Source organism: Murimonas intestini (genome assembly GCF_024622195.1).
In the GTDB taxonomy this organism is placed as follows: Bacteria; Bacillota; Clostridia; order Lachnospirales; family Lachnospiraceae; genus Murimonas; species Murimonas intestini.
In genome coordinates this window covers 470838-495761 of record NZ_JANKBI010000001.1, presented here as the reverse complement: position 1 = coordinate 495761, position 24924 = coordinate 470838, and the positions used below count along the sequence as shown (strand labels likewise).

Annotated in this window: 18 protein-coding genes and 1 other annotated feature; of the genes, 10 read left to right on the top strand and 8 right to left on the bottom strand. The window is 46.4% G+C overall.

Features of this window, described 5'->3' with window-relative positions:
* Positions 1-3: 3 nt before the first annotated feature.
* The 3 genes from NSB28_RS02320 to NSB28_RS02310 are packed head-to-tail and all read right to left on the bottom strand — an operon-like array spanning position 4 to position 2341.
* Positions 4-720, bottom strand: a complete 717-nt coding sequence (locus tag NSB28_RS02320; RefSeq protein ID WP_109624393.1) for an ABC transporter permease — start codon at positions 718-720, stop codon at positions 4-6.
* Entirely contained in the window at positions 717-1532 is an 816-nt protein-coding gene (locus NSB28_RS02315; RefSeq protein WP_109624394.1) for an ABC transporter ATP-binding protein, read from the bottom strand. Before NSB28_RS02315 ends, NSB28_RS02320 begins: the two co-directional genes overlap by 4 nt.
* 2 nt (positions 1533-1534) lie before the next feature.
* Positions 1535-2341, bottom strand: coding sequence for a MerR family transcriptional regulator (locus NSB28_RS02310; RefSeq protein WP_109624395.1), 807 nt, complete (start codon positions 2339-2341; stop codon positions 1535-1537).
* A gap of 304 nt (positions 2342-2645) precedes the next feature.
* Here NSB28_RS02310 and NSB28_RS02305 point away from each other — a divergent pair, with 304 nt between their 5' ends.
* Positions 2646-4049 carry an amidophosphoribosyltransferase gene (locus tag NSB28_RS02305; RefSeq protein WP_109624798.1) on the top strand — a complete coding sequence of 468 codons (1404 nt, stop codon included), beginning with the start codon at positions 2646-2648 and terminating at the stop codon, positions 4047-4049.
* 113 nt (positions 4050-4162) lie between these two features.
* Here NSB28_RS02305 and aroA read toward each other — a convergent pair whose 3' ends face one another.
* From aroA to aroF, 3 genes are read right to left on the bottom strand one after another with little or no spacing between them, the layout of a single operon-like run.
* Positions 4163-5449, bottom strand: a complete 1287-nt coding sequence (gene aroA / locus NSB28_RS02300) for a 3-phosphoshikimate 1-carboxyvinyltransferase (RefSeq protein ID WP_109624396.1) — start codon at positions 5447-5449, stop codon at positions 4163-4165.
* A gap of 23 nt (positions 5450-5472) precedes the next feature.
* Positions 5473-6573 carry a prephenate dehydrogenase gene (locus tag NSB28_RS02295; protein ID WP_109624397.1) on the bottom strand — a complete coding sequence of 367 codons (1101 nt, stop codon included), beginning with the start codon at positions 6571-6573 and terminating at the stop codon, positions 5473-5475.
* Positions 6570-7586, bottom strand: a complete 1017-nt coding sequence (aroF, locus tag NSB28_RS02290; RefSeq protein WP_109624398.1) for a 3-deoxy-7-phosphoheptulonate synthase — start codon at positions 7584-7586, stop codon at positions 6570-6572. Before aroF ends, NSB28_RS02295 begins: the two co-directional genes overlap by 4 nt.
* 332 nt (positions 7587-7918) lie before the next feature.
* Between aroF and NSB28_RS02285 the strand changes: the two genes are divergently transcribed.
* From NSB28_RS02285 to NSB28_RS02255, 7 genes are all read left to right on the top strand, one after another.
* Complete coding sequence (locus tag NSB28_RS02285) at positions 7919-10009, top strand: elongation factor G (protein ID WP_109624399.1); 2091 nt, start codon at positions 7919-7921, stop codon at positions 10007-10009.
* Between the two features lie 71 nt (positions 10010-10080).
* Positions 10081-10224, top strand: coding sequence for a six-cysteine ranthipeptide SCIFF (gene scfA, locus NSB28_RS02280; protein WP_109624400.1), 144 nt, complete (start codon positions 10081-10083; stop codon positions 10222-10224).
* Between the two features lie 176 nt (positions 10225-10400).
* Positions 10401-11768, top strand: a complete 1368-nt coding sequence (gene scfB / locus NSB28_RS02275) for a thioether cross-link-forming SCIFF peptide maturase (protein ID WP_109624401.1) — start codon at positions 10401-10403, stop codon at positions 11766-11768.
* A gap of 23 nt (positions 11769-11791) precedes the next feature.
* A complete protein-coding gene (gene secD, locus NSB28_RS02270; protein WP_109624402.1) occupies positions 11792-13969 on the top strand; it encodes a protein translocase subunit SecD in 2178 nt (725 codons plus the stop codon).
* A 61-nt stretch (positions 13970-14030) separates the two neighbouring features.
* Entirely contained in the window at positions 14031-15791 is a 1761-nt protein-coding gene (recJ, locus tag NSB28_RS02265) for a single-stranded-DNA-specific exonuclease RecJ (RefSeq protein WP_109624403.1), read from the top strand.
* A 23-nt stretch (positions 15792-15814) separates the two neighbouring features.
* Positions 15815-17410, top strand: a complete 1596-nt coding sequence (locus NSB28_RS02260) for a hypothetical protein (protein WP_109624404.1) — start codon at positions 15815-15817, stop codon at positions 17408-17410.
* Positions 17411-17530: 120 nt separating this feature from the next.
* On the top strand, positions 17531-18976 hold the full coding sequence (locus NSB28_RS02255) for a family 43 glycosylhydrolase (protein WP_109624405.1): 1446 nt from the start codon (positions 17531-17533) through the stop codon (positions 18974-18976).
* 38 nt (positions 18977-19014) lie between these two features.
* Here NSB28_RS02255 and NSB28_RS02250 read toward each other — a convergent pair whose 3' ends face one another.
* Positions 19015-19869 (bottom strand): AraC family transcriptional regulator, encoded by an 855-nt coding sequence (locus NSB28_RS02250; protein ID WP_109624406.1) that lies wholly within the window; start codon positions 19867-19869, stop codon positions 19015-19017.
* Between the two features lie 80 nt (positions 19870-19949).
* Here NSB28_RS02250 and NSB28_RS02245 point away from each other — a divergent pair, with 80 nt between their 5' ends.
* The gene (locus NSB28_RS02245) at positions 19950-21362 is read left to right on the top strand and encodes an MATE family efflux transporter (protein WP_109624407.1); all 1413 of its coding nucleotides are present in this window, start codon (positions 19950-19952) and stop codon (positions 21360-21362) included.
* A gap of 30 nt (positions 21363-21392) precedes the next feature.
* On the opposite strand, the gene NSB28_RS02240 is transcribed toward NSB28_RS02245, so the two are convergent.
* A complete protein-coding gene (locus tag NSB28_RS02240; RefSeq protein WP_109624408.1) occupies positions 21393-22043 on the bottom strand; it encodes a TIGR01906 family membrane protein in 651 nt (216 codons plus the stop codon).
* A gap of 100 nt (positions 22044-22143) precedes the next feature.
* Positions 22144-22425: a binding site (T-box leader), on the top strand.
* A gap of 64 nt (positions 22426-22489) precedes the next feature.
* On the opposite strand from NSB28_RS02240, the gene leuS reads away from it, so the two are divergent.
* Positions 22490-24901: a leucine--tRNA ligase gene (gene leuS / locus NSB28_RS02235; RefSeq protein WP_109624409.1), complete on the top strand. Its 2412-nt coding sequence runs from the start codon at positions 22490-22492 to the stop codon at positions 24899-24901.
* The last annotated feature ends 23 nt before the right edge of the window (positions 24902-24924 follow it).

The following is a 24924-nucleotide window of genomic DNA, read 5'->3' as shown; positions in this document are numbered from 1 at the left end:
TAACTATTCAGCCCGGGCTTTCTTTAACAGCAGACCGCTTAAAATAAATGCTGTTATGAAAATGAGAAGTAAAGGCAGGAAGTTACTAAATGTGGTCTCTTTTTGAGAAAGCAGTATATATGCCCATGATGCGGGAAACAGCCTGCCTGTATTCTCCAGGAATGCAGGGAGCAGATCAGCAGGAAACATAATGCCGGACAGCATGATTGAGGGTAAAAATACAATCTGGCTGTACATGGTCAGTTTTGCCTGACTTTTAACCATCAGTCCTAATACGCATGCGATACACAGTGAGACAATAATAAATAAAACTAATACTCCAAAATACAGTGGCAGATCAGAGGGGATAACTGCGTTAAAAGCAAGCGGCGCTGTAAAAAAGATGATTCCGCTCATGATCAGCAGATGGATAAATGCAGATATAATCAGGGAGGACAGTCCAAAAGACAGCGGTATCCCGTTAGCATGGTACATTTTTTTTATGTCTGTTCCGTAGATTTCCACTATTGACGGCGGCACACCGACAAATGCGCCCATTGACACCCCCATGACCGTCATGGACTGTATAAGAGTATCCTTTGCTTCAGGCATCAGTGAAGTGAAGATGCCGCCCATAATTGCAAAGAACAGAAGGGGGACAAGATAACATGTAATTAAAAGTGATTTACTTCGTATATCCAGTTTGAATTGTAAACCAATTCCATATAGGAAAGCGTTCATAAAAAATCCCCCTTTGCAATATCAACGAAGTGCTGTTCGAGTGTTCCGCGGTTAACTTTTATATCTAAGACATTGATGCTTTTTGATCTGTAGTTTTCAAGTATGGCCAGCATAGTATCTCCTATATTATCGGCTGTATAGTTATCCTCGCCAGATTCTGTCAATACTTTTATCTGGTACTTCTTTCCGATTTTTGAGGCCAATTCATCTGTAGTACCTATAAAAGCTATATTGCCGCTGTTTAAAATAGCAATACGGTCACACAGTGTTTCTACCTCTGTCATATCATGACTTGCCAAAATGATTGTTGTCCCCTGTTCTTTTAACTGGCGGATTTGATTGTGCAGGGATATTCTTCCTTCTATATCAAGTCCGGCCGTTGGTTCATCAAGAAAAAGAATGTCCGGATTTCCTGTAAGGGCAATGGCCAGATGAAGGCGGCGTTTTTGTCCGGTAGATAATTCCATATATTTTTTGCTTTTCAATTCATTTATCCCAAGAGCAGCTAAAAGAGAAGTATCTATTGCTGTGTTTTTCCACTTGGTGAACAGGCGTATTGCTTCCATTGGCTTTATATAAGCCGGCAGAGAAGCGGATTGTAGCTGAATACCGGCTTTTCCATTGATTGTGATCTTGCCATGTTCGTACTTTCTGAATCCTTCGATACATTCTAAAACAGTTGTTTTTCCGGCTCCGTTGACACCGAGTATTCCAAAAATCTCTCCCTTTTCAACATGAAAAGATAGACCTTTTAAGACTTCTGTTTTTCCGTAGCTTTTCTTTAATCCGGAAATTTGTATTGCGTGCTCCATCGTTATTCCCCCTCAAAAGGATTTATCCCTGCTTTTTGAAAATACAGTTCAAATGCCGGCTGCAGATATTCATTTACATTTACTTGTTTTTTTGTCCATTCATTATTACTGTCTGAGCTGGTGCTGATATCATCTTTAAATTCCACAAGCTTTGAGATCATACTCATATCCCCGTTAGTAAATTCTATAACCATATCCCAGAACTCTTTTACAAGTGCCTGGACTTTATCATCTTCAGGGGGGATATTGTTTTTTTGAAGATCGGCAGCTTTATTATTTAACTGATTGAAGCGTTCCATAAATACACCCCCGCTTTCCTTGTCAAAGCGGCTGCGCAGGTGGTCTAAGATATCATTGTCAAAATGCTTGATCAGCCAGTAATATTCATTGTTCATCTGAAGATTTACAATAATGTCAGCGTATTTTTTAAAATCAACCGTCTGCATTTGTAATACTTCTGTTCTTAATGCCTCTACTGCCTTTAATGATGATGTAAGCTGCTGGATTTTTTCCTGAATATATAAGGCCTGTTGGTCAAGGACTTTTGCCACTTCCGCCGGCGTATCAAGGGAGATCAGTTTGTTTTTTATATCATCCAGTGAAAATCCCAGGGATTTTAAAGACTGTATCTGATGAAATTTTATCATGTCCTTATACGTGTATAATCTCCGGCCGCCTTCGCTTTCAGCAGTGGGAGAGAGTACGCCTTCTTTATCGTAGTATTGTAAAGTCCGGACAGTAGTTCCCATTTTTTTGGCAAGCTCTCCAACTGTCATATAATCGTCTGTTATATTTCCTTTTTTCTGCATATGCATACCTCCTGCATCTATTATAATTCATGACGCAGCGTCACAAGCAAGTAAATTTTGCTCTGCTATAGTAATCTGTTATGATGATTTACGTGAAAATAGCCTATTGCCAATACTTCCATCTTTCGCTATAATCTACCATATGGCATACACTGCCATGCGGGGCATGCCGGCAAACGGCTATGGCTGCGGAGACCTGCATGGGGTGCGCTGTCGTGCGGAGCACGCTCATCTGACGCAGAAGCTGTGGGATGCCCGTGTGAGAATAATAATACAGAATCAGGTAAAAAAAGGAGCAGATAAAATGGGTGGAATTTTTGGAGTGGCATCAAAGGAAGATTGTGTGAATGATCTGTTTTTCGGTATCGATTACCATTCACATCTCGGTACAAAGAGAGGTGGGATGGCTGTTTACGGAGAAAGAGGATTTGACAGGGCAATCCACAATATTGAGAACTCACCTTTCCGTACTAAATTTGAACGAGATGTAGAAGAACTGAATGGAAACCTGGGGATCGGCTGTATCTCAGATAATGAGCCCCAGCCGCTGCTGGTGCAGTCACATCTCGGGAGTTTTGCGATCACCACAGTAGGAAGGATCAATAATACTGAAGAACTTGTAGATTATTCATATAAAAACGGGTCAATACATTTCCTGGAAATGAGCGGAGGCAGGATCAATGCCACTGAGCTGGTTGCCTCTCTGATCAACCAGAGAGACAGTATTGTTGAAGGAATACGTCACGCCCAGCAGATGATCGACGGCAGCATGAGCATGCTTCTGATGACTGAGAAAGGTATCTATGCGGCAAGGGACCGTGTAGGACGTACACCGATCGTTATTGGAAAGAAAGACGGTGCATTCTGTGCGTCCTTTGAGAGCTTTGCCTACTTTAATCTGGGATACCAGGATTATAAGGAATTGGGACCGGGTGAGATCGTCTATATCACGCCTGAAGGTGTGGAGACTGTGGGAGAGCCCGGGGAAGAGATGAAGATCTGCAGTTTCCTTTGGGTCTATTTCGGCTATCCAACCTCCTCCTATGAGGGTGTTAATGTGGAAGAAATGAGGTACCGCTGCGGCAGCATGCTCGCAAAGAGGGATAATGTAAAGCCTGATTTCGTAGCGGGAGTTCCTGATTCTGGTATCGCCCATGCCATCGGATATGCCAATGAATCCGGCATTCCGTTTGCCCGGCCATTTATTAAATATACACCTACATGGCCCCGTTCTTTTATGCCTCAGAAGCAGAGCCAGCGCAGTCTGATAGCTAAGATGAAGCTGATCCCTGTCCACAAGCTGATAAAGGATAAGAGTCTGCTTCTGATCGATGATTCTATTGTGCGCGGGACACAGCTGAGAGAGACGACAGAATTCCTGTATCAGAGCGGAGCAAAAGAGGTTCACGTAAGGCCTGCCTGCCCGCCTCTTCTCTATGGGTGCAAGTATTTAAATTTCTCACGTTCTAAATCTGACCTGGATCTGATCACCAGAAGGATCATCAGAGAGAGGGAAGGGGAGAAAGAGCTGGATAAGCTTTCAGATTACGCAGATCCGAACAGCACGAGTTATAAAGAGATGGTAGATGAGATCAGGAAAGAGCAGAACTTTACATCACTGCGTTTCCACAGGCTGGATGATATGGAGAAATCCATAGGGATATCACCCTGCAAGCTCTGTACTTACTGTTTCAGCGGAAAAGAATAATGAAGATATAATGGTATATGCCATTGCGCGTGAGGGAGCTGCAAAATGCAGCTCCCTCCTATTTATGCAGTCAACTCACCAAAAGGAGTGAAAACCTGCTGGAATGGTCAAAATCAGCCCTGCCTTACAAGTTTCTCAAGATCATGGTAAAATCCAGGGTAGCTGATATTCACGCAGTCTGCTCCAAGTATTTCAGTCTCACCGGAAGCTGTGAGGGCAGCTACAGCAAATGTCATGGCAATGCGGTGGTCTGCCACGCTGTCAATGACTGCGCCATGGAGAGGACTGCCGCCCTCGATGACCATACCGTCATCCATAGCTGTCACATTTGCTCCCATGGCGGAAAGGCTTTTTACCATCACATCCAGCCGGTTAGATTCCTTGACCTTCAGCTCCTGAGCGTCTTTTATCACTGTAGTTCCCCTGGCATGGCAGGCCAGAACAGCGATCACAGGAAGTTCATCTATCAGGGTGGGGATGATGTCACCGCCTATTTCTGTCCCGTGCAGCTCACTGTATTTTACAAGCAGGTCGGCCACTGGCTCGCCTGCATCAAAGCTTTCATTCAGAAGGGTAATATCGGCTCCCATGGCCTGGCATACTCTCAGGATTCCATCCCTTGTAGGATTGATCCCCACATTTTTGATGAGGATCTCTGAACCTGGAACAAGAAGCCCTGCCGCTATAAAATAAGCAGCGGAAGAGATATCGCCAGGGACGCATATATTCTGGCAGTGCAGCTTTGGAGACGGATAGATCCGGGCAGTTCTGCCATGTGAAATGACATCCGCGCCAAAAGAGCGCAGCATGATCTCTGTGTGGTTTCTAGTGAGGGCCGGTTCTGTCACGCTGACCGGACCGTCAGCATAGAGGCCTGCCAGAAGGATGCAGGATTTTACCTGGGCGGATGCGACCTCAGTAGAATAGCTGATGCCCTTAAGCAGGCGGCCTTTGATGAGCAGAGGAGCACAGCCATTTCCCTTCAGGCTTGTGATATTTGCGCCCATCTGGGTAAGAGGTCTGATAATACGGCCCATGGGACGGCTCTGGATAGAGCTGTCCCCGGTAAGCACTGTCTCAAAGGACTGTCCTGAGAGGATGCCGGATATAAGTCTTGTGGTGGTTCCGCTGTTCCCTGTATCCAGGATGCCGGAAGGGGCTGACAGCCCATGCAGTCCCCTGCCGTGTATTTTTATAAGATCAGGAGTATTTTCAATTTCGATCCCCATCCTGCGGAAACAGTCGATTGTTGACAGGCAGTCAGCGCCCTGGAGAAAGTTTGTCACCTCAGTAGTGCCTTCGGCCAGAGCACCGAACATGACGGCCCGGTGCGATATGGACTTATCTCCCGGAATGGAGACTGTACCCTTAAGGGGGGAAGTTGCTCTTGTAAGTTTCATGGAATCAATACCTTTCTTTGCGGCTATCTTTCATATACTGTGTAGCGGTACCGTCTCAATAGTGCCACGGCCTTTTCCTCAGCTTCTTTTTCATAAAATTCCACGCGCAGCACTGCTTCCTCAAATTCTCTGTTGTGGACGATGCCGATATTTTTTATACTGATGCCATTTGTGGCAAGTATGGTAGAGAGCGCAGCAATTCCGCCGGCTTCATCTACCATATCGCAGTAGATGGCGTATACTTTTTTCAGCGGACCGCTGGAAGTATCGCTGATGGAATTCCTGTATTCCCGGGAGGCGGAGAAGAGATTGTATATCTCACCGGCGTCCTGTTCGGCCAGGGCGAACTTTACCGAGATCAGGCTGTTAATATAGTTATCCAGCACTTTTATTATATTGTCTCTGTTGGCAGAGCAGATCTGCTCCCACATCTCAGGGGAAGAGGAGGCGATCCGGGTGATATCCTTAAAACCTCCGGCTGCCATTGTCCTCATAGTCTCTTTTTCATTATCGGAATCCCTGACCAGATTTACCAGGGTGGATGCAATGATGTGGGGCAGATGGCTGATAGCGGCTGTTATATAATCATGCTCATGGTAATCCAGTATAAGGGGGATGGCTTTGAGAGAAGATGCAAGTTCTTCCATCCTCTTAAGCATTTCCTGGGAAACTTCCTCTGAAGGCGTCAGCACATAGTAGGCATTTTCTATCAGATGCCTTTTCGAATTCTGTATACCTGTCTTTTCTGAACCGGCCATAGGATGGCCGCCGATAAAGTTCTTCTGCATTCCCAGGACATTGACCTTCTCATGGATATCCGTCTTTGTGCTGCCCACATCGGTAAGGATGCAGTCAGCTCCGATCAGGGGCTTAAGGCGCTCAAGACAGGATGCATTTGTTTCCACAGGGGCGCACAAAAAAATGTAGTCACATCTGCCAAAAGCTTCAGAGATCCCGTCATATGCTTCGTCAATGATATTCTCATCCAGGGCATAGTCCAGGGTGGAACGGCTGCGCGTATGTGCGATCAGACGCGCGTCAGGGTAGAAGAAGCGGATCGCCCTTGCTATAGAGCCTCCTATCAATCCAAGGCCGATAAATCCGGCCGTAAAGTCTGATTTCATCTGAATTTCCTTCCTGCCAGTTCTGCATAAGGCGCCAGTTCGTCAGTCAGTGAATCGAACTGTTCAAATGTAAGTGACTGCGGCCCGTCGGAGAGCGCGCAGGCAGGGTTGTTATGTACCTCGATCATGAGTCCGTCAGCGCCTGCAGCTATGGCACATTTGGCAAGGGGAGCTACATAGTTCCTTACTCCCGTGGCGTGGCTTGGATCAACTATGATAGGAAGATGGGACTTTGCCTTTATGACAGGAACTGCGCTGATATCGAGAGTATTTCTGGTGGCTGTCTCAAAGGTACGTATACCGCGCTCACAGAGAACTACATTTGGATTCCCCTCAGAGATAATGTATTCCGCTGCGTTCAGCCATTCATCAATTGTGGCGGCCAGGCCGCGTTTTAGCAGGACAGGAAGTCCGGAACGCCCGGCTTCTTTTAATAGCTGGAAATTCTGCATATTTCTTGCGCCTATCTGGATCATATCCACGTATTTTGCAGCCGCCTCAATAGCCGCTTCACTGATCACTTCGCAGATAGTAGAGAGACCGGTCTCTTCTCTGGCTGTCTGCATATAACGCAGGCCCTCCTCCTCCAGACCCTGGAAGGAATAAGGGGATGTGCGGGGTTTATATGCTCCTCCGCGCACAAAAGTAGCTCCAGCCTTTTTAACTGCCCTGGCTATGAGCATGAGCTGTTCTTCTGACTCCACTGCGCAGGGGCCTGCCATGATCGTCATTGTGTCAGGACCTATCTCTGCATTGCCTACCTTTACATAGGTGGGCTGCGGGTGGAATTTTTTGTTGGAGAGCTTGTAGCTCTCTGTTACCGGGACTATTTTATCTACTTCGGGAGCAAGCTCCAGGTTCTGGTTGGCCAGTCTTGTCTTATCGCCCACAACACCGATGATCGTAACTTCCTCACCTTGAGAGAGATGAACCTGAAGACCCTTTGACTTGACAATTTCTGTCACATTATTTATAGACGCCTGTGACGCATGCGGTTTCATTACAATAATCATAATATATACCTTTTCTTTCTGACTCTTTTGGAGCACGGATTTTCTGTAACATACATTCTACTATCGAAATGGAAATGTGTCAACACTATGTTGCGTTAAAGTGCGAAAAATCTATGCGCGGTTCTCATTACAGGCAAAAGCCATGGAAATTCCAATAGAAAACCTGAGAAAAGCCTGTAAATAAGGCCTTTTTGCACCCCTAAAAAAATATTTGGTAAAAATGGATAAAAAGCTTGAAATATTATGACAATTTTAGTAAAATGTATCCATAGACTTATTCGAAGAGATACGTGTGAAACGTTCTCAAATAACTAGTATTGGAGGATATGTATATGAAGGTTTACACAACGGACAAAATTCGAAACGTCGTCATCTTAGGTCATGGCGGAGCAGGAAAGACTAGCCTTGTAGAGGCGATGGCTTACTTAGGCGGAATTACCAGCAGGCTTGGAAATGTTACAGAAGGAAATACCATCAGTGATTATGATAAAGAAGAGATCAAGAGAAAATTTTCAATTAATATGACGATGGTTCCCGTAATCTGGGGCGATACAAAAGTCAATGTGCTGGATACACCGGGATACTTTGATTTTGTCGGTGAAGCTGAAGAAGCAGCGGCAGCGGCAGACGCAGCCGTAATCGTAGTCTCCGGCAAGAGCGGAGTGGAAGTAGGCACTCAGAAGGCATGGGATCTCTGTGAGAAATATAAACTCCCCAGAATGTTCTTTGTGACGAACATGGATGTGGATAATGCCAGCTACCGTGAAGTTGTTGAGAAGCTGACAGATCTCTATGGAAAGAAGATAGCTCCTATCCATCTGCCCATCCGTGAGAATGAGAAGTTTGTCGGATATGTAAATGTAGTTAAAAAAGCGGGCAGAAGGTGGGTAGACCGCGGAAATAAAGTAGAGTGTGAGATTCCGGAATATTCTATGGAATACCTGGAGAAATACCGCGAGTCACTTCTGGAAGCAGTTGCTGAGACAAGTGAAGAATTTATGGATCGCTATTTCTCAGGTGATGAGTTCTCAGTGGCAGAGATCATGATGGCCCTCACGGCAAATGTGGATGATGGGACGATCGTACCGGTGGCTATGGGGTCCAGCGTAAATGTTCAGGGCGTTGCCAACCTGCTGGATGATATCGTACAGTATTTCCCGAGCCCGGACAAACGGAGTGTCAATGGGATCAACACAAAGACAAATGAGATATTCGAGGCGAATTATGATTTCTCAAAAGCTAAATCCGCCCTTATCTTTAAGACAATCGTGGATCCGTTCATCGGAAAATATTCACTTATAAAAGTATGCTCCGGCGTTATCAAGAATGATGATACCTTATATAATATCGATAAGGATACAGAAGAGAAGCTGAATAAGCTTTACATATTCGAAGGAAGCAAGCCGGTGGAGGTACCGGAGCTGCACGCAGGAGATATCGGCGCTATCGGCAAGCTTGCCAAGGCACGTACCGGCGATACTCTCTCCACAAAGGCTGCGCCTATCCGCTACGGCAGGATCGAGGTCTCCACACCGTATACTTATAAGAGGTATAAAGCGGTGAACAAGGGTGATGAGGATAAGATCTCCCAGGCACTGACAAAGATGATGCATGAGGACCTCACCATGAAGGCTGTCAATGACGCTGAGAACCATCAGTCACTGATTTACGGCATGGGTGACCAGCATATCGATATCATTCAGAGCAAACTGAATACAAAATATAAAATCGAGATCGAACTGGATAAGCCGAAGGTGGCTTTCCGTGAGACTATCCGCAAAAAAGCTGATGTGGAAGCTAAATATAAAAAACAGTCAGGCGGACATGGACAGTATGGACACGTTAAGATGCGCTTTGAGCCTTCAGGAGATTTAGAGACAGCTTATGTATTTGATCAGGAAGTAGTAGGCGGAGCAGTTCCGAAAAACTATTTCCCGGCAGTAGAAAAAGGAGTCCAGGAAGCCGTACAGAAAGGCCCTCTGGCCGCATATCCAGTTGTAGGCGTCAAGGCAGTGCTCTATGACGGATCTTATCATCCGGTAGACTCCTCCGAGATGGCATTTAAGACAGCTTCCGTCCAGGCATTTAAGAAAGGCTTTATGGAAGCTTCACCGGTACTCCTTGAGCCGATCGCTTCCATGAAAGTGACAGTTCCTGACAAGTATACAGGAGATGTCATGGGTGATCTGAATAAGCGCCGCGGCCGTGTGCTGGGTATGAATCCTGACCACAAGGGCAACCAGGTCATTGAGGCTGATATTCCTATGACAGAGGTCTACGGCTATTCCACAACGCTTCGCTCTATGACAGGAGGCAGCGGTGATTTCTCATATGAGTTTGCACGCTATGAGCAGGCTCCGTCAGATGTTCAGGCTAAAGAAGTGGCTGAGAGGGCAAGTAAGGTCAATACAAACGAAGAGTAAAAAAGTACTTTAAAAATCTTGATACTTATGCTATAATAGCAAAAGTTAATCAAAGTGAGGAGGCTAATAGCATGAAGCATATCAAGACACTGAATACACAGACTTTACAGAACACCTTGAAAAAAGGCGGCTGCGGAGAATGCCAGACTTCCTGCCAGTCAGCATGCAAGACATCCTGTACAGTAGGAAATCAGAGCTGCGAAAATAATAAATAAGTATAATGATATAAGCAGCGGATATTGATCCGCTGCTTATTGTACTTAAATTGTCACTGTTCGCAGAACCGCGGTCAAGCCGCAGAAAATAAGTACTTCCGGATACTCGATAGCTTGTTTGGGAACGGGCGGCAATCGGGTATTTTGTTATGGAATTGAGTTGAAAGGGGATTAAAGTGGTCCATCAATATAAAAATAATGGCTATAATATAGTCTTGGACGTTAACAGCGGTGCAGTGCATGTGGTGGATGACGTAGTATACGATGTGATTCCTTTTATGGAAAAGGGAGAACCAGATGAGAACATAGTCAGCAGTCTGAAAGAGAAATACGGTATTGAAGAAATAGAAGAGGCCGTATCTGACTGCAGGGAACTGAAGGAAGCAGGGTTCTTATTCACAGAAGATAACTACAAGCCGTCGATCGAGGCATTCAAAAAACGTCCTACGGTAGTAAAAGCCCTCTGTCTCCACATCGCACATGACTGTAATCTGGCCTGTCGCTACTGCTTTGCTGAAGAAGGGGAATACCATGGGCGCAGGGCTCTGATGAGTTTTGAGGTTGGAAAACAGGCTCTGGACTTTCTGATTGCAAATTCAGGGAACAGAAGGAACCTGGAGGTGGATTTCTTCGGCGGGGAACCTCTGATGAACTGGCAGGTGGTAAAGGATCTTGTGGAATACGGCCGCAGTCAGGAGAAGCTCCATGATAAGAATTTCAGGTTTACGCTGACCACAAACGGAGTTCTTTTAAATGATGAGATTATGGAATTCTGCAATAAAGAGATGGCAAATGTAGTCCTCAGCATTGACGGCAGGAAAGAAGTCAATGATAAAATGAGGCCTTTCAGGAACGGCAGCGGCAGCTATGATCTGATCGTACCGAAGTTCAAAAAATTTGCTGACAGCAGAAACCAGGAGAAGTATTATGTGAGAGGAACTTTCACGCATGAAAACCTGGATTTTGCAGAGGATGTGCTGCATCTGGCCGATATGGGATTTAAACAGGTATCGGTGGAGCCGGTGGTAGCCTCGCCGGAGGAAGAGTATGCCATCCGCGAAGAAGACATCGCCAGAATATGCGAAGAGTATGATAAGCTTGCCGCAGAGATGGTGAAAAGGGAGAGAGAAGGAAGAGGATTTACCTTTTTCCATTTTATGATCGATCTGACAGGAGGCCCCTGTGTCTATAAGAGATTATCAGGGTGCGGCTCCGGAACAGAATATCTGGCAGTGACACCGTGGGGGGATTTCTATCCGTGCCATCAGTTCGTCGGAGAGGAAGAATTTCTTATGGGAAATGTCTTTGACGGAATAAAGCGGGAGGATATCCAGGAAGAATTTAAAGGATGTAATGTCTATGCCAAGGACAAATGCAGGGACTGCTTTGCCAGATTCTACTGCAGCGGCGGATGCGCAGCCAACTCCTATAAATTTCACGGCTCGATTAATGATGCCTATGATATCGGGTGCGAGCTCCAGAGAAAACGTGTGGAGTGCGCCATCATGATAAAGGCTGCTTTGGCAGAAGAAAGTGAAGAATAGGAACAGAAGGAGAAGAAAAAGAAATGAAGAAAAACAGAGCAATTTTAGTGGTTGTTCTGGCAGCCCTGGTCTTAGGCCTGCTGTCTTTTACAGCGGGAATTGGATTTGGACCTACCGGGACAGGTTCAGCAAAGAACATCAAGACAGGTCTTGACCTGGCTGGCGGAGTCAGCATAACGTATCAGGTAGTGGGGGATGAGGCGCCGTCTGCTGAAGATATGGCAGATACTATTTATAAGCTGCAGCAGCGTGTAGACCAGTACAGCACAGAGGCACAGGTCTATCAGGAAGGCAGTGACAGGATCAATATCGAGATCCCTGGCGTTACAGATGCAAATGCGATCCTGGAGGATTTAGGAAAGCCTGGTTCTCTGGAATTTAAGACCCAGGACGGAGAGGTGGTTATCACTGGTATTGATGTGGAGACTGCTTCTGCACAGGCAGGTGCGGATGAAATGGGAAATAAGCAGTACTCTGTTGAACTGCGTCTGACAGATGAAGGCGCGAAAAAGTTCGGTGAAGCTACTACAAATAATATCGGAAAGCCGATCTATATTATTTATAATGGTGAGACGATCAGCTATCCTACAGTAGAAGCAGCCATCACAGGCGGTGTGGCTTATATTACAAAGATGGGAAGCCAGGAAGCAGCTGAAAGCCTTGCGTCCTATATCCGTATAGGATCACTTTCACTGACACTGGAAGAGCTGCGCTCTAATGTGGTCGGTGCACAGCTGGGTGAGGAAGCTATTTCTACAAGCCTTCTGGCAGGTATCATAGGCCTTATCATTGTTATCATATTCATGATCATTGTTTACCGTGTCCCTGGTGTAGTTGCGAGTATCTCACTGCTGATCTATACCACGCTGATGCTGGTAATGTTAAACGCATTTGATATTACGCTGACCCTTTCCGGTATAGCAGGTATCATTCTGAGTATCGGTATGGCCGTAGATGCCAATGTTATTATCTACGCACGTATCCGTGAGGAGATAGCTGCTGATAAGAGTGTGAAGGCTTCCATACAGTCAGGTTTCCAGAAGGCTCTCTCAGCGATTGTGGACGGCAATATCACTACCCTGATCGCAGCGGCAGTACTTGGACTTATGGGAATGGGAAGTATCAAAGGCTTTGCACAGACGCTGGCTCTTGGTATCGTGTTATCCATGTTTACAGCTCTTGTTGTATCAAGGCTTCTCATGAATGCTCTGTTTGCCCTGGGCGTTAAGGATGAGAAATACTATGGAAGACAGAAGGAAAGAAAAGTAATTAATTTCCTTGGCAAGAAACATATATTCTTTGTGATCTCGATCGTTCTTGTGCTGGCAGGTCCTCTGACCATGCTTGTGCACAGCAGTTCAGGCGGAGCGCTGAATTACAGCCTGGAATTTAAGGGCGGTACCTCCACAGATGTGACCTTCAATGAAGACCTGACTATCGCTGACATTGATTCTCAGGTGAAGCCGGTCGTACAGGAGATCACAAATGATGCAAACATACAGACACAGAAGGTGGCGGGCACAAACCAGGTCATCATTAAGACAAGAGAACTCAGCCTGGACGAAAGGGAAGCACTGAATACGGCGCTTGCAGATAAGTTCGGAGTTGATGAGAGCCTGATAACTGCAGAGAGTATTTCTTCTACGATCAGCAATGAGATGAGAAGCGATGCAATTATAGCAGTAATCATAGCTACGATCTGTATGCTGATCTATATCTGGTTCCGCTTTAAAGATATCCGCTTTGCCACGAGTGCAGTTATCGCCCTTGTGCATGACGTGCTTGTTGTACTTGCATTTTACGCTATAGCATGGGTATCCGTGGGCAATACATTTATTGCATGTATGCTGACAATCGTTGGTTACTCTATCAATGCCACCATCGTTATCTTTGACCGTATCCGTGAAAATATGAAGCTGATGCAGAAGAAGGATACCATTGCTGACGTTGTAAATAAGAGTATTACACAGACTCTGACAAGAAGTATCTATACTTCCTTTACTACATTTGTCATGGTGGCTGCCCTCTACATACTGGGTGTGCCTTCCATTCAGGAATTTGCCCTTCCTCTGATGGTAGGTATCCTCTGCGGAGCATACTCTTCAGTGTGCATCACAGGAGCGCTGTGGTATGTTATGAAGACAAAGTCATTGAAAAAGCAGGATGAAGTTAAAAAAGTAACATCTAAGAAAAACAAGTAATAATTTTAGCGGAGGCGTTGCAGAGTGCAGCGCCTCTTTGACTATACAGAGGAGGAACATTATGGAAAAATGGGTGGTTTCGGCCAAGCGGGCAGATTTTGCCGCAATAGCTGAGAGATTCCATATCGACCAGGTGACAGCCAGGATCATCAGAAACAGGGATGTGGTCACAGAAGAAGAAATAGAGGAATATCTGACAGGCACGCTGGAGAGCCTGGCCAGCCCCCATCTGCTCATGGACTGCGATAAAGCGGCCGGTATCCTGGCTGAGAAGATAAGAGAACAGAAAGCTGTAAGGGTCATAGGAGACTATGATATTGACGGGGTGTGTTCAACCTATATCCTGTTGTCGGGCCTGAAAAGATGCGGGGCAAATGTGGACATTGAGATACCTGACAGGATCAGGGACGGCTATGGTATCAATGAGCAGCTCATACAGCAGGCATATGAGGACGGGACCGACACGATCCTCACCTGTGACAATGGGATTGCGGCAATTGAACAGGTGGCCTATGCTAAGAAGCTGGGTATGTGTGTGATCGTCACAGACCATCATGAACTTCATTTCGATGAGAAAGAAGGAGAGAAAGTACTTAAGATGCCTGAAGCAGATGCAGTAGTCAATCCCAAAAGGCCTGACTGTGCATATCCGTTTAAAGGGCTCTGCGGGGCTGCCGTAGCCTATAAGCTTATCAGATGCCTCTATGGAGCCATGGGGCTTCCGGAAGAGGAGGCTGATGCTTTTGTGGAATATGCGGCGATAGCAACTGTTGGGGATGTGATGGACTTAAAGGGCGAGAACAGGATCCTTGTAAAAGAAGGGCTGAAGATGCTGCGCAGGACAGGCAATGCGGGGCTTAGGGCTCTTATACATGAGAACGGGCTGGAGGATGCCCACATAGGTGCATATCATATAGGTTTTGTATTAGGACCATGTATAAATGCCAGCGGCCGGCTGGACACTGCTAAAAAGGCTCTGGCGCTGCTCGCTGAGGAAGACGGGGAGAAGGCTGCCCTCCTGGCAGCTGAACTGAGGCAGTTGAATGATGAGCGGAAGCAGATGACGTCAGAAGGCCTGGAAGAAGCCATAAAGATCATCGAGGAAGGGGCGCTGAAGCTGGATAAGGTACTTGTTGTTTATCTGCCCTCCTGCCACGAGAGCCTTGCGGGGATCATAGCGGGGCGGATCAGGGAAAGATACAATAAGCCTGTTTTTGTGCTGACAGATTCAGAAGGAAAGGTAAAGGGATCAGGCCGCTCTATTGAGGCCTATAATATGTTTGAGGGGATGATGTCTGTTCAGGAGCTTTTCGTAAAATTCGGGGGGCATCCCATGGCGGGAGGGCTTACACTGGAGAAAGAGAATGTGGAGCTCTTCAGAAAAAAAATAAATATGCAGGCAGCCTTGACAGATGAAGACTTTATTCCTAAAATAACAATTGACGTCCCTATGCCCATCCATTACATAACGGAAAAGCTGATAGGTGAACTGGAGCTTCTGGAGCCTTTTGGAAAAGGCAATACAAAGCCTGTATTTGCTGAAAAAGGCCTGACAGTCACAGGAGCCAGAATTCTTGGCAAAAACAGGAATGTACTGAAGTTCCAGGTGCTGAACCAGTCAGGTACCGTGATGGACGCCATGTATTTCGGGGATGTGAATAAGATGCTGGACTATCTGAGTGAAAAGTTCGGGCCGGGTGAAGTGCAGAAGATGCTGCAGCAGCGGGAAAATAATATTTCCATGTCCGTCACTTATTATCCTTCTGTAAATGAATTCAGGGATAAGAGGAGCATACAGATAGTCATACAAAATTATCAGTAAAGGCAAAATGCCAAAGGAGGATTATGAAAAAAATAGGATTAAAAATCGGAGCAGTACTGGCTGTGATTATCCTGGCAGGAATTTATTACTACGTAAATCTGCCGGCAATCAATATCCATGCATCAGGGTTCTGGACATTTCTTATGGTTGCAGTGGTATTTATACTTGTTATCTATGGTTTCAGGAAAAAGGTGCGCACTGTAGATGATGTGAAAGACAGCAAAGGATTAAAGATCGGCATCGGAGTCCTGATATTGATCGTAATCGTGTATCTGGGCGGCAGCGTACTGTCCTCTCCGATCGTGAATGCCAAGAAGTATCAGGCGCTCATCAATGCACAGAGCAGGGACTTTACAGAGGATATCAAAGAAGTAAATTATAACCAGATCCCTCTTTTGGACAAGGATTCTGCAGCGCTTCTTGGAAACAGGAAAATGGGAAGCATGGTAGACATGGTATCTCAGTTTGAGGTGAGCAATCTGTATACCCAGATCAATTACCAGGATATGCCTGTGAGGGTTACACCGCTTGTATATGCCAGCCCGATCAAGTGGCTGACAAACCAGTCAAAGGGAATTCCGGCTTATATAAGGATCGATATGGCAAACCAGAATACAGAGCTTGTCAAGCTGGACCAGCCTATCAAGTATTCCCAGTCAGAATACTTTAACAGGAATATTAACAGACATCTCAGATTCCGTTATCCGACATATATTTTTGATACATTGAGCTTTGAGATAGATGATGAGGGAACACCGTACTGGGTGTGCCCTGTAAAGAAGTTTAACATTGGCCTGTTCGGCGGGGTAACTATAGGAAGAGTGGTGCTCTGTAATGCCATAACAGGGGAGACGCAGGATTATACTGTGGAGGACTGTCCTACGTGGGTTGACCATGTGTTCTCGGCAGATCTTCTGATCCAGCTGTATGATTATCACGGCAGCCTCCAGAACGGATACTTTAACAGTATCCTGGGACAGAAGGGGTGCCTGAAAACTACAGACGGCTATAACTACCTGGCAATGGATGATGATGTCTGGGTATATTCAGGCATCACCTCCGTGAGCGGTGACCAGTCTAATGTGGGCTTTGTGCTCATGAACCAGAGGACCATGGAATGCCGCAGATATGACATAGCAGGGGCGGAGGAATACTCTGCCATGGGCTCTGCTGAGGGACAGGTGCAGAACTTAGGATACAAGGCGACCTTCCCGCTGCTGTTAAATATTGCAGGGGAGCCTACGTACTTCATGGCGCTGAAGGACGGCGCAGGTCTTGTTAAGAAGTATGCCATGGTCAATATCCAGAAATACCAGAATGTGGCTATAGGCGATACAGTATCTGAATGTGAGAAGGCATATATCAACCTGCTTAAAGAGGGTGGCATCACTACGACAGATACAGAGTCTATCAAGACTGCTTCAGGGAAAATAGCGAAGATAGCACAGGGAGTCATTGATGGGAATTCACATTATTACATCATGCTGGAAGGCAGTGATGAGATTTATGACGTGTCTGTTGTAGATTACCTGAATATCATCAAGTATAATGTGGGAGATAAGATCACACTGGAATATACAGAAGGGCAGGACAGCAATGCCGTCCTGGGCATCAAATAAGATATGCCGGACAGGCAATAGGAATTGAAAACTGAAGTGCTGCCCGCGGGCTCTGTCATGGAAGGCAGAAGCCCGGCGGGCAGCCATATTATCTGGAAAAATAATGAGGAGGTATAGTAGATGAAAAAACAGGCATTCAACCCTTATCTGCCAAGCTGTGAGTACATCCCGGACGGGGAGCCGTATGTGTTTGGGGACAGGCTTTATGTATATGGCTCCCATGATAAGTTTAATGGGGAAGCTTTCTGCATGAATGATTATGTATGCTGGTCTGCGCCTGTGGACGATCTGTCAGACTGGAGATGTGAGGGAGTAATATACAGAAGGAGCCAGGATCCAAGAAATGCGGACGGCACGCATTACATGTATGCCCCAGATATCGTCAGAGGGCCGGATGGAAGATATTATCTGTATTACACACTTGATATGATTGGTATTATGGCGGTGGCGGCCGGGGATTCTCCCACAGGCCCGTTTGAATACTATGGGGAAGTGCGCCATGCATCAGGGGCGGCTGTGGGTGAGGCGAAGGGAGATATTTATCAGTTTGATCCGGGAGTCCTCCTGGATGATGACGGAAGAGTATTCCTCTATACCGGGTTTGGCGCGCCTGTAAGCGAGTCCAGTGAGGAAAAGTTTATGCATGGACGGCGCTATGAGGGGGCATACTGCATGGAACTGGAGAGTGATATGCTGACAGTGAAAGGAGAGCCTGTGTGCATTATACCTCAGGTGTCTTATTCTGCGGGCACAGAATTCGAGGGTCACGCTTTCTTTGAAGCAAGTTCGATCAGAAAGACAGGCGGTACATATTATTTTATATATTCTTCAATCAACAGCCATGAGCTCTGTTATGCTGTCAGCAGATATCCTGACAGAGGATATTCTTATGGGGGAACGGTTGTTTCAAATGGTGATGTAGGGTTAAACGGCTGGACAACAAAGCATTCTTCTAATTATATCGGAAATAATCATGGAGGTATGGTCAGGGTAAAGGATCAGTGGTATATTTTCTATCACCGCCATACGAACCAGCATGCGTTTTCCCGTCAGGGATGCGCAGAGCCTATAGAGTTTGACAAAAACGGAAGGATCCTGCAGGCTGAGATTACAAGCTGCGGACTCAACGGAAAACCGCTGAGGGGGACAGGCAGGTATGAGGCATCAATAGCATGTTCTCTTTTTTCTAAAGATGGTGCGGGATTTATTTATGAGATCGGTGATTTATCAGTTCATCCCTACTTTACACAGACAGGAGAAGACAGAGAGGAGCAGGGGGATCAGTACATAGCGAATATGCAGGACGGAGCTGTTGCAGGCTTCAAGTATTTTGACCTTACTGAGACGAGAAGGATTAGGATAGAGATATCAGGAAATGGAAAAGGATACATGGAAGTTATGAGCGGCCCTGAGGGCAGCGTCTGCTGCAGGATCCCCGTGGATACGGGAAACCCTGCGGCTGTTATGGAATCAAAGCTGAACCTGCATGATGACAGGGCGCAGCTGTATTTCAGATTTACAGGGGAGGGAAGCATCAATTTCCATTCGTTTGAACTGGAAAGCTGATAAAGTCCTGACGGGCTTTAGGCGGCCGTCAGACGTCTTTACGGTTCCCGGATTTTATTCTTTAACCTGTATTGGCTGGGTGAGATGCCGTATACATTTTTGAAGGCTCTTGAGAAATGCAGCTGGTTGGGATAGCCTACAGAGCCGCAGATCTTGCTGATGGGAAGGTCTGTGGTTTTCAGCTGTTCTGCAGCCTTGGACATGCGGAAATGGATCAGGAATTCCTGGGGGCTCTGGGAGAGGGCCTCCTTAAAGATTTTTCCGAAATAGCTGCGGTTCAGGCTGCAGCCTCTGGCCATATCTTCCACAGTGATGTTCTGTGCATAGTTTTGTTCAATGAAACCGATAGCTTCACGCACATAAAAATCCCTCAGCCTGCCTTCCTGAAGGCGTTTTTTGGAAGATGACGAGGTGATAAGGGCATCCAGGGCCAGAAACAGATGACCTGTGAGGTTGAGCGGCGAGGCTTGGGAATGGCTTGCAATATAGAGCAGCTCATCTCTCAGAATGGCCCCAAGCTCCGGATAGTTGGGGACATAAACAGGAGCTTCCTCCGCAAGTCCGGCCATTTCCAGGGATTCGCGGACCTTGATCCCGTCAAATTCAATCCATGTATACTCCCAGGGTTCGTGTTCGTCAGCGTAATAGGTGTTCACAAGTCCCGGATAAATAAGAAAGCCTGTGTCAGCGGCCAGCTCGAATTTCCTTGTGATCCCTTTGGAATCTGTAGCGTTTAAGACACCTTTTCCGGAAATGACATAATGGAAAAGATAATGATTGCGTATATAAGGGCCGTAGGAATGAAGAGGATCACATTTTTCATAGCCATACTGGAAAAGCGAGAGGTCGACAAAACGCTCATTTGGGAATACAGAAAATAAAACATCGCTCATAGAATATCCTCCCGGGGGTTACCGTTTTTTTTATTATATACTAAAATGTGCCGGGACAGCAATAAAAAGGGGAAAATATAATGAGAAAGAGAAAAGACCTGACAGCAGAAAATGAGTCTGCCGGGGCGGAAAAAAATGATTTCAGCAGGGGAAGCGTATCCGGCAATATATTAAGCCTGGCAATACCCATGACGCTTGCCCAGCTGATAAATGTCCTGTACAGTGTGGTGGACAGGATCTATATAGGGCACATTCCTGATGCCTCTACCCAGGCGCTGACTGGGATTGGGCTTACACTGCCCATCATTACCATCATCACAGCTTTTGCAAATCTGTTCGGCATGGGGGGAGCGCCTCTGTGTTCCATCGCCAGGGGGAAGAAGGATTATAAGAGAGCGGCGTCCATTATGGGGACATCTTTTTCTATGCTGCTTGTATCAGGCATTATCCTGATGGCTGCCTGCTATATATTTAAAAAACCTGTCCTCTATCTGTTTGGGGCCAGCGACGCTACATATCCTTATGCAGATGATTATATCTCAATCTATCTGGTGGGCACGCTTTTTGTCATGATCAGCCTGGGGATGAACAGCTTTATTAATTCCCAGGGCTTTGGGAAAACGGGGATGGCCACAGTCATGCTGGGAGCAGTAACAAACCTGGTGCTTGACCCGGTCTTTATATTTGTATTCCATATGGGAGTGAGGGGAGCTGCCGCAGCCACAGTGATATCTCAGGGAATATCAGCCCTCTGGGTGCTGCGCTTCCTGACGGGAGAAAAGGCGATCCTGAAACTGGATAAGAAGAATATAAAGATAAAATGGGGCCTTGTAAAAGAGATATCAGCCCTGGGGCTTTCCGGTTTTGTAATGGCTGTCACAAACGGCTCCGTACAGATAATGTGCAATGCCACTCTGGCACGATACGGAGGGGATCTGTATGTTGGGATCATGACTGTGATAAATTCCGTGAGGGAGATCATTAATATGCCTGTTAATGGAATCACTAACGGAGCGCAGCCTGTCATGGGATTTAACTATGGGGCAGGAGAGTACGGGCGGGTAAAATCCGCGATCAAGTTTACAACTGTCTCCTGTATTGCATTTACGTGCGTGGCATGGGCCCTGATCTTTTTTGCGCCTGAATTCTTTATCAGGCTTTTTAACAGCGATCCTGCGCTGCTCAGCCAGGGCGTGCCGGCGATGAAGATTTATTTCTTTGGTATTTTTATGATGGCGCTGCAGTTTTCAGGGCAGTCTACCTTTGTGGCCCTGGGAAAATCAAAGCAGGCTGTATTTTTCTCGATTTTCAGGAAGGTGATCATAGTCATCCCCCTGACTCTGCTGCTGCCGAAGCTTAGCGGTCTGGGGGCAAACGGTGTCTTTCTGGCTGAGCCTGTCTCAAACTTCATAGGCGGTATTGCCAGCTTTGTGACTATGCTTATTACCGTTATGCCGGTGCTCTCTAAAAAAGATACAGCAGCAGGCAGGTGATTTGACAATGCGCTCCAGGCATTGGCTGTGTCATGCCCTCCTGCTGCGCTTTGCAAGTATCTTTCCTGCCGTGAAGCAGAGAATGCTTCCAAGTACAACGCCGCCCAGGATCATCAGCGCACAGTGCATGAAAAAGGTATCTGGCAGTATGGTGATGACAGGGTCCGTTGCGGCATCGAAGATCCAATAATCATTATTGAAGAAAATATGATGGAAGGTCACAAAAAAATTATCCCAGTTGAGAGCGATCAGCGCCCCCAGCACAGCCGGAACGACGATACTTAGAAGAGAAGCTCCGAACAGGAAGGAAAAATCCTTCTTTTTGGCTTTAATGACTGTCCATACCAGGGCAGCCAGGAAAGCGGCAATACACAGGTACTGTACGGCAACGAAGATATTTTTTACTTCCACAAAGTGGATCCTGCCTGTATCTGACATGGCAAGAGTAGGGAATTTAAGCTCACTGTGATTGAACATAGAATTGTAATCGATCAGAGCGTCATAATTTTCCCGTATCTCATCTGCCGGATAACCTGATTCTGCCGGAATATCCAGATGGCCGATGTCAAAATAATACAGCGGACGGAAATTCAGAGTAATGACTACTGAAAATGAAATGATGAAAAGCATATAAATGACAGCAAGTATAAGGCTGTCTGGTGAATACCACTTATTTTTCATGAGTGCCTCCTGTTTAAATTTTGGTTTTGTGTTTTAGTATACAACATCTCTTGACAAATGCAAGCAAAATGAGTAGAATAACTAAAAGTAACAAATATATGCAAAGACAGTGAAGAGGAGTATTAAGAACCCACCGTTTACAGAGAGCTGCCGGCAGGTGGAAGGCAGCAGCGTAAGTTCCCAACTCGCCTCGGAGTTCCCTGGCTGAAATATTTCCCGATGATGGCAAGTCAGTTATATGCAGTGCGCATCATTTTGGAGATCCATAGGGCAGGGCGGGCTTTCCCGTTACAGAATATAAATGAGTGCACCGCAGCAGAGTATTCTGCCGGCAGGTGAATTAGAGTGGTACCACGGAATCGCAAGCCCTTTCGTCTCTAAATAATGTATAGAGAGGGCTTTTTTTGATGTTTTTATTTAGATGTTATTAAAGGAGGAATTTAACAATGGCTGTACCTTATAATCATAAGGCAATCGAGAAGAAATGGCGTCAGAACTGGGAGAAGAACCCTGTAAACGTAGATGACGGCAAAAAACAAAAATATTACTGTCTGGACATGTTTCCGTATCCGTCAGGAAACGGACTGCATGTAGGCCATTGGAGAGGCTATGTTATCTCTGATGTGTGGAGCAGGTATAAAATGCTTCAGGGATATTACCTGATCCATCCCATGGGCTGGGACGCTTTCGGGCTTCCAGCGGAAAATTACGCGATCAAGATGGGCGTTCATCCGGCAATCTCCACAGCTGAGAACGTGGCAAACATTAAACGCCAGATCAATGAGATCGCTGCAGTTTACGACTGGGACAGGGAAGTTAATACGACAGACCCTGATTTCTATAAGTGGACACAGTGGATATTTGTAAAGATGTTCAAGGCAGGACTGGCATATGAGAAAGAGTTCCCCATCAACTGGTGTCCGTCATGCAAGACGGGACTGGCTAATGAAGAGGTAGTGAACGGCGCATGTGAGCGCTGCGGAACTCCTGTAACGAAAAAGAACCTGCGCCAGTGGATGCTGAAGATCACAGCATATGCAGAGAGGCTCTTAAATGACCTGGATAAGCTGGACTGGCCTGAAAAGGTTAAAAAGATGCAGTCTGACTGGATAGGCAAGAGCCATGGCGCTGAGATAGACTTCGAGATCGATGGCAGCGACAAGACAGTGAAGGTATACACTACAAGGCCTGACACACTCTATGGAGCTACATTCATGGTACTGGCCCCGGAGCACGCCATGGCAAAGGAGCTGGCTTCAGAGGAAAAGAGGGCAGAAGTAGAGGATTATATTTTCAAGGCATCCATGAAATCTTCTGTAGACAGGCTGCAGGATAAGGAAAAGACAGGCGTATTTACGGGAAGCTATGCAATCAATCCCATCAATGGCGCGAAAGTGCCTATCTGGCTCTCTGACTATGTTCTGGCTGATTATGGAACAGGCGCCATCATGTGTGTGCCTGCCCACGATGACCGTGACTTTGAGTTTGCCAGAAAATTTGATATTCCTATTATCCAGGTGATCGCAAAAGACGGTGTTGAAATAGAGAATATGACAGAGGCGTATACTGCGCCGGGAATCATGATAAATTCCGGAGAATTTAATGGAATGAATTCAGAGGATGCCAAGAGGGATCTTCCGGAGATGCTGGAAAAACGCGGTATCGGCAAGGTAACGACAAATTACAAGCTGCGTGACTGGGTATTTTCCAGACAGCGTTACTGGGGAGAGCCTATCCCCATCATCCACTGCGACCACTGCGGAGCAGTGCCTGTACCGGAGGAAGAGCTGCCGTTGCGCCTGCCTGAGGTAGAGAGCTATCAGCCTACAGGCACAGGAGAATCACCGCTGGCAGCCATAGACGAATGGGTGAATACCACATGCCCTGTATGCGGGCGTCCTGCAAAAAGAGAGACAAATACAATGCCTCAGTGGGCAGGTTCCTCCTGGTATTTCCTGCGCTATGTAGACAGCCACAATGACAAAGAGCTTGTTTCAAGGGAAAAGGCCAACAAATACCTGCCTGTAGATATGTATATCGGCGGTGTGGAGCATGCTGTCCTGCATCTGCTGTATTCCAGGTTCTATACTAAATTCCTGCATGATATCGGTGTGGTGGATTTTGATGAGCCGTTTGCAAAACTGTTCAACCAGGGTATGATCACAGGCAAGAATGGGATCAAGATGAGCAAATCCAAGGGAAATGTAGTGTCACCGGATGACCTTGTGAGGGATTACGGATGCGACTCCCTGAGGATGTATGAGCTTTTCGTAGGACCGCCTGAGCTGGATGCAGAGTGGGATGACAGAGGAATCGACGGTGTATACCGCTTCATCAACCGTTTCTGGACTCTGGTGACGGACAATAAGGATAAAGATGTGCAGGCCTCCAAAGAGATGGTGAAGCTGCGCCACAGGATGGTCCATGACATTACCCAGAGGCTGGAGAGCTTCAGCCTGAATACAGTTATCTCCAAATTCATGGAGTATAATAATAAGATGATCGACCTGGCTAAGGAAGAGGGCGGAATCGACAAAGAGACATTAAAGACAGCAGTGATCCTGCTTGCTCCGTTTGCGCCGCATCTCTCAGAAGAGCTGTGGGAGCAGCTGGGAGGCAGCTCTTCAGTATTTGAGAATACATGGCCGGAGCATGACGAAGAAGCCATGAAGGACGACGAGGTAGAGGTACCTGTCCAGATCAACGGAAAGACACGCGCTGTGATCAAGGTTCCGGCAGAGATCTCCAAAGAGGATGCCATAGCAGCCGGAAAAGCGGCAGTGGCTGATAAGATCACAGGAAATATCATAAAAGAAATCTATGTTCCTAAGAAAATAGTGAATCTTGTTGTGAAATAAAAAATAAGAGGCAGTGTACCAGG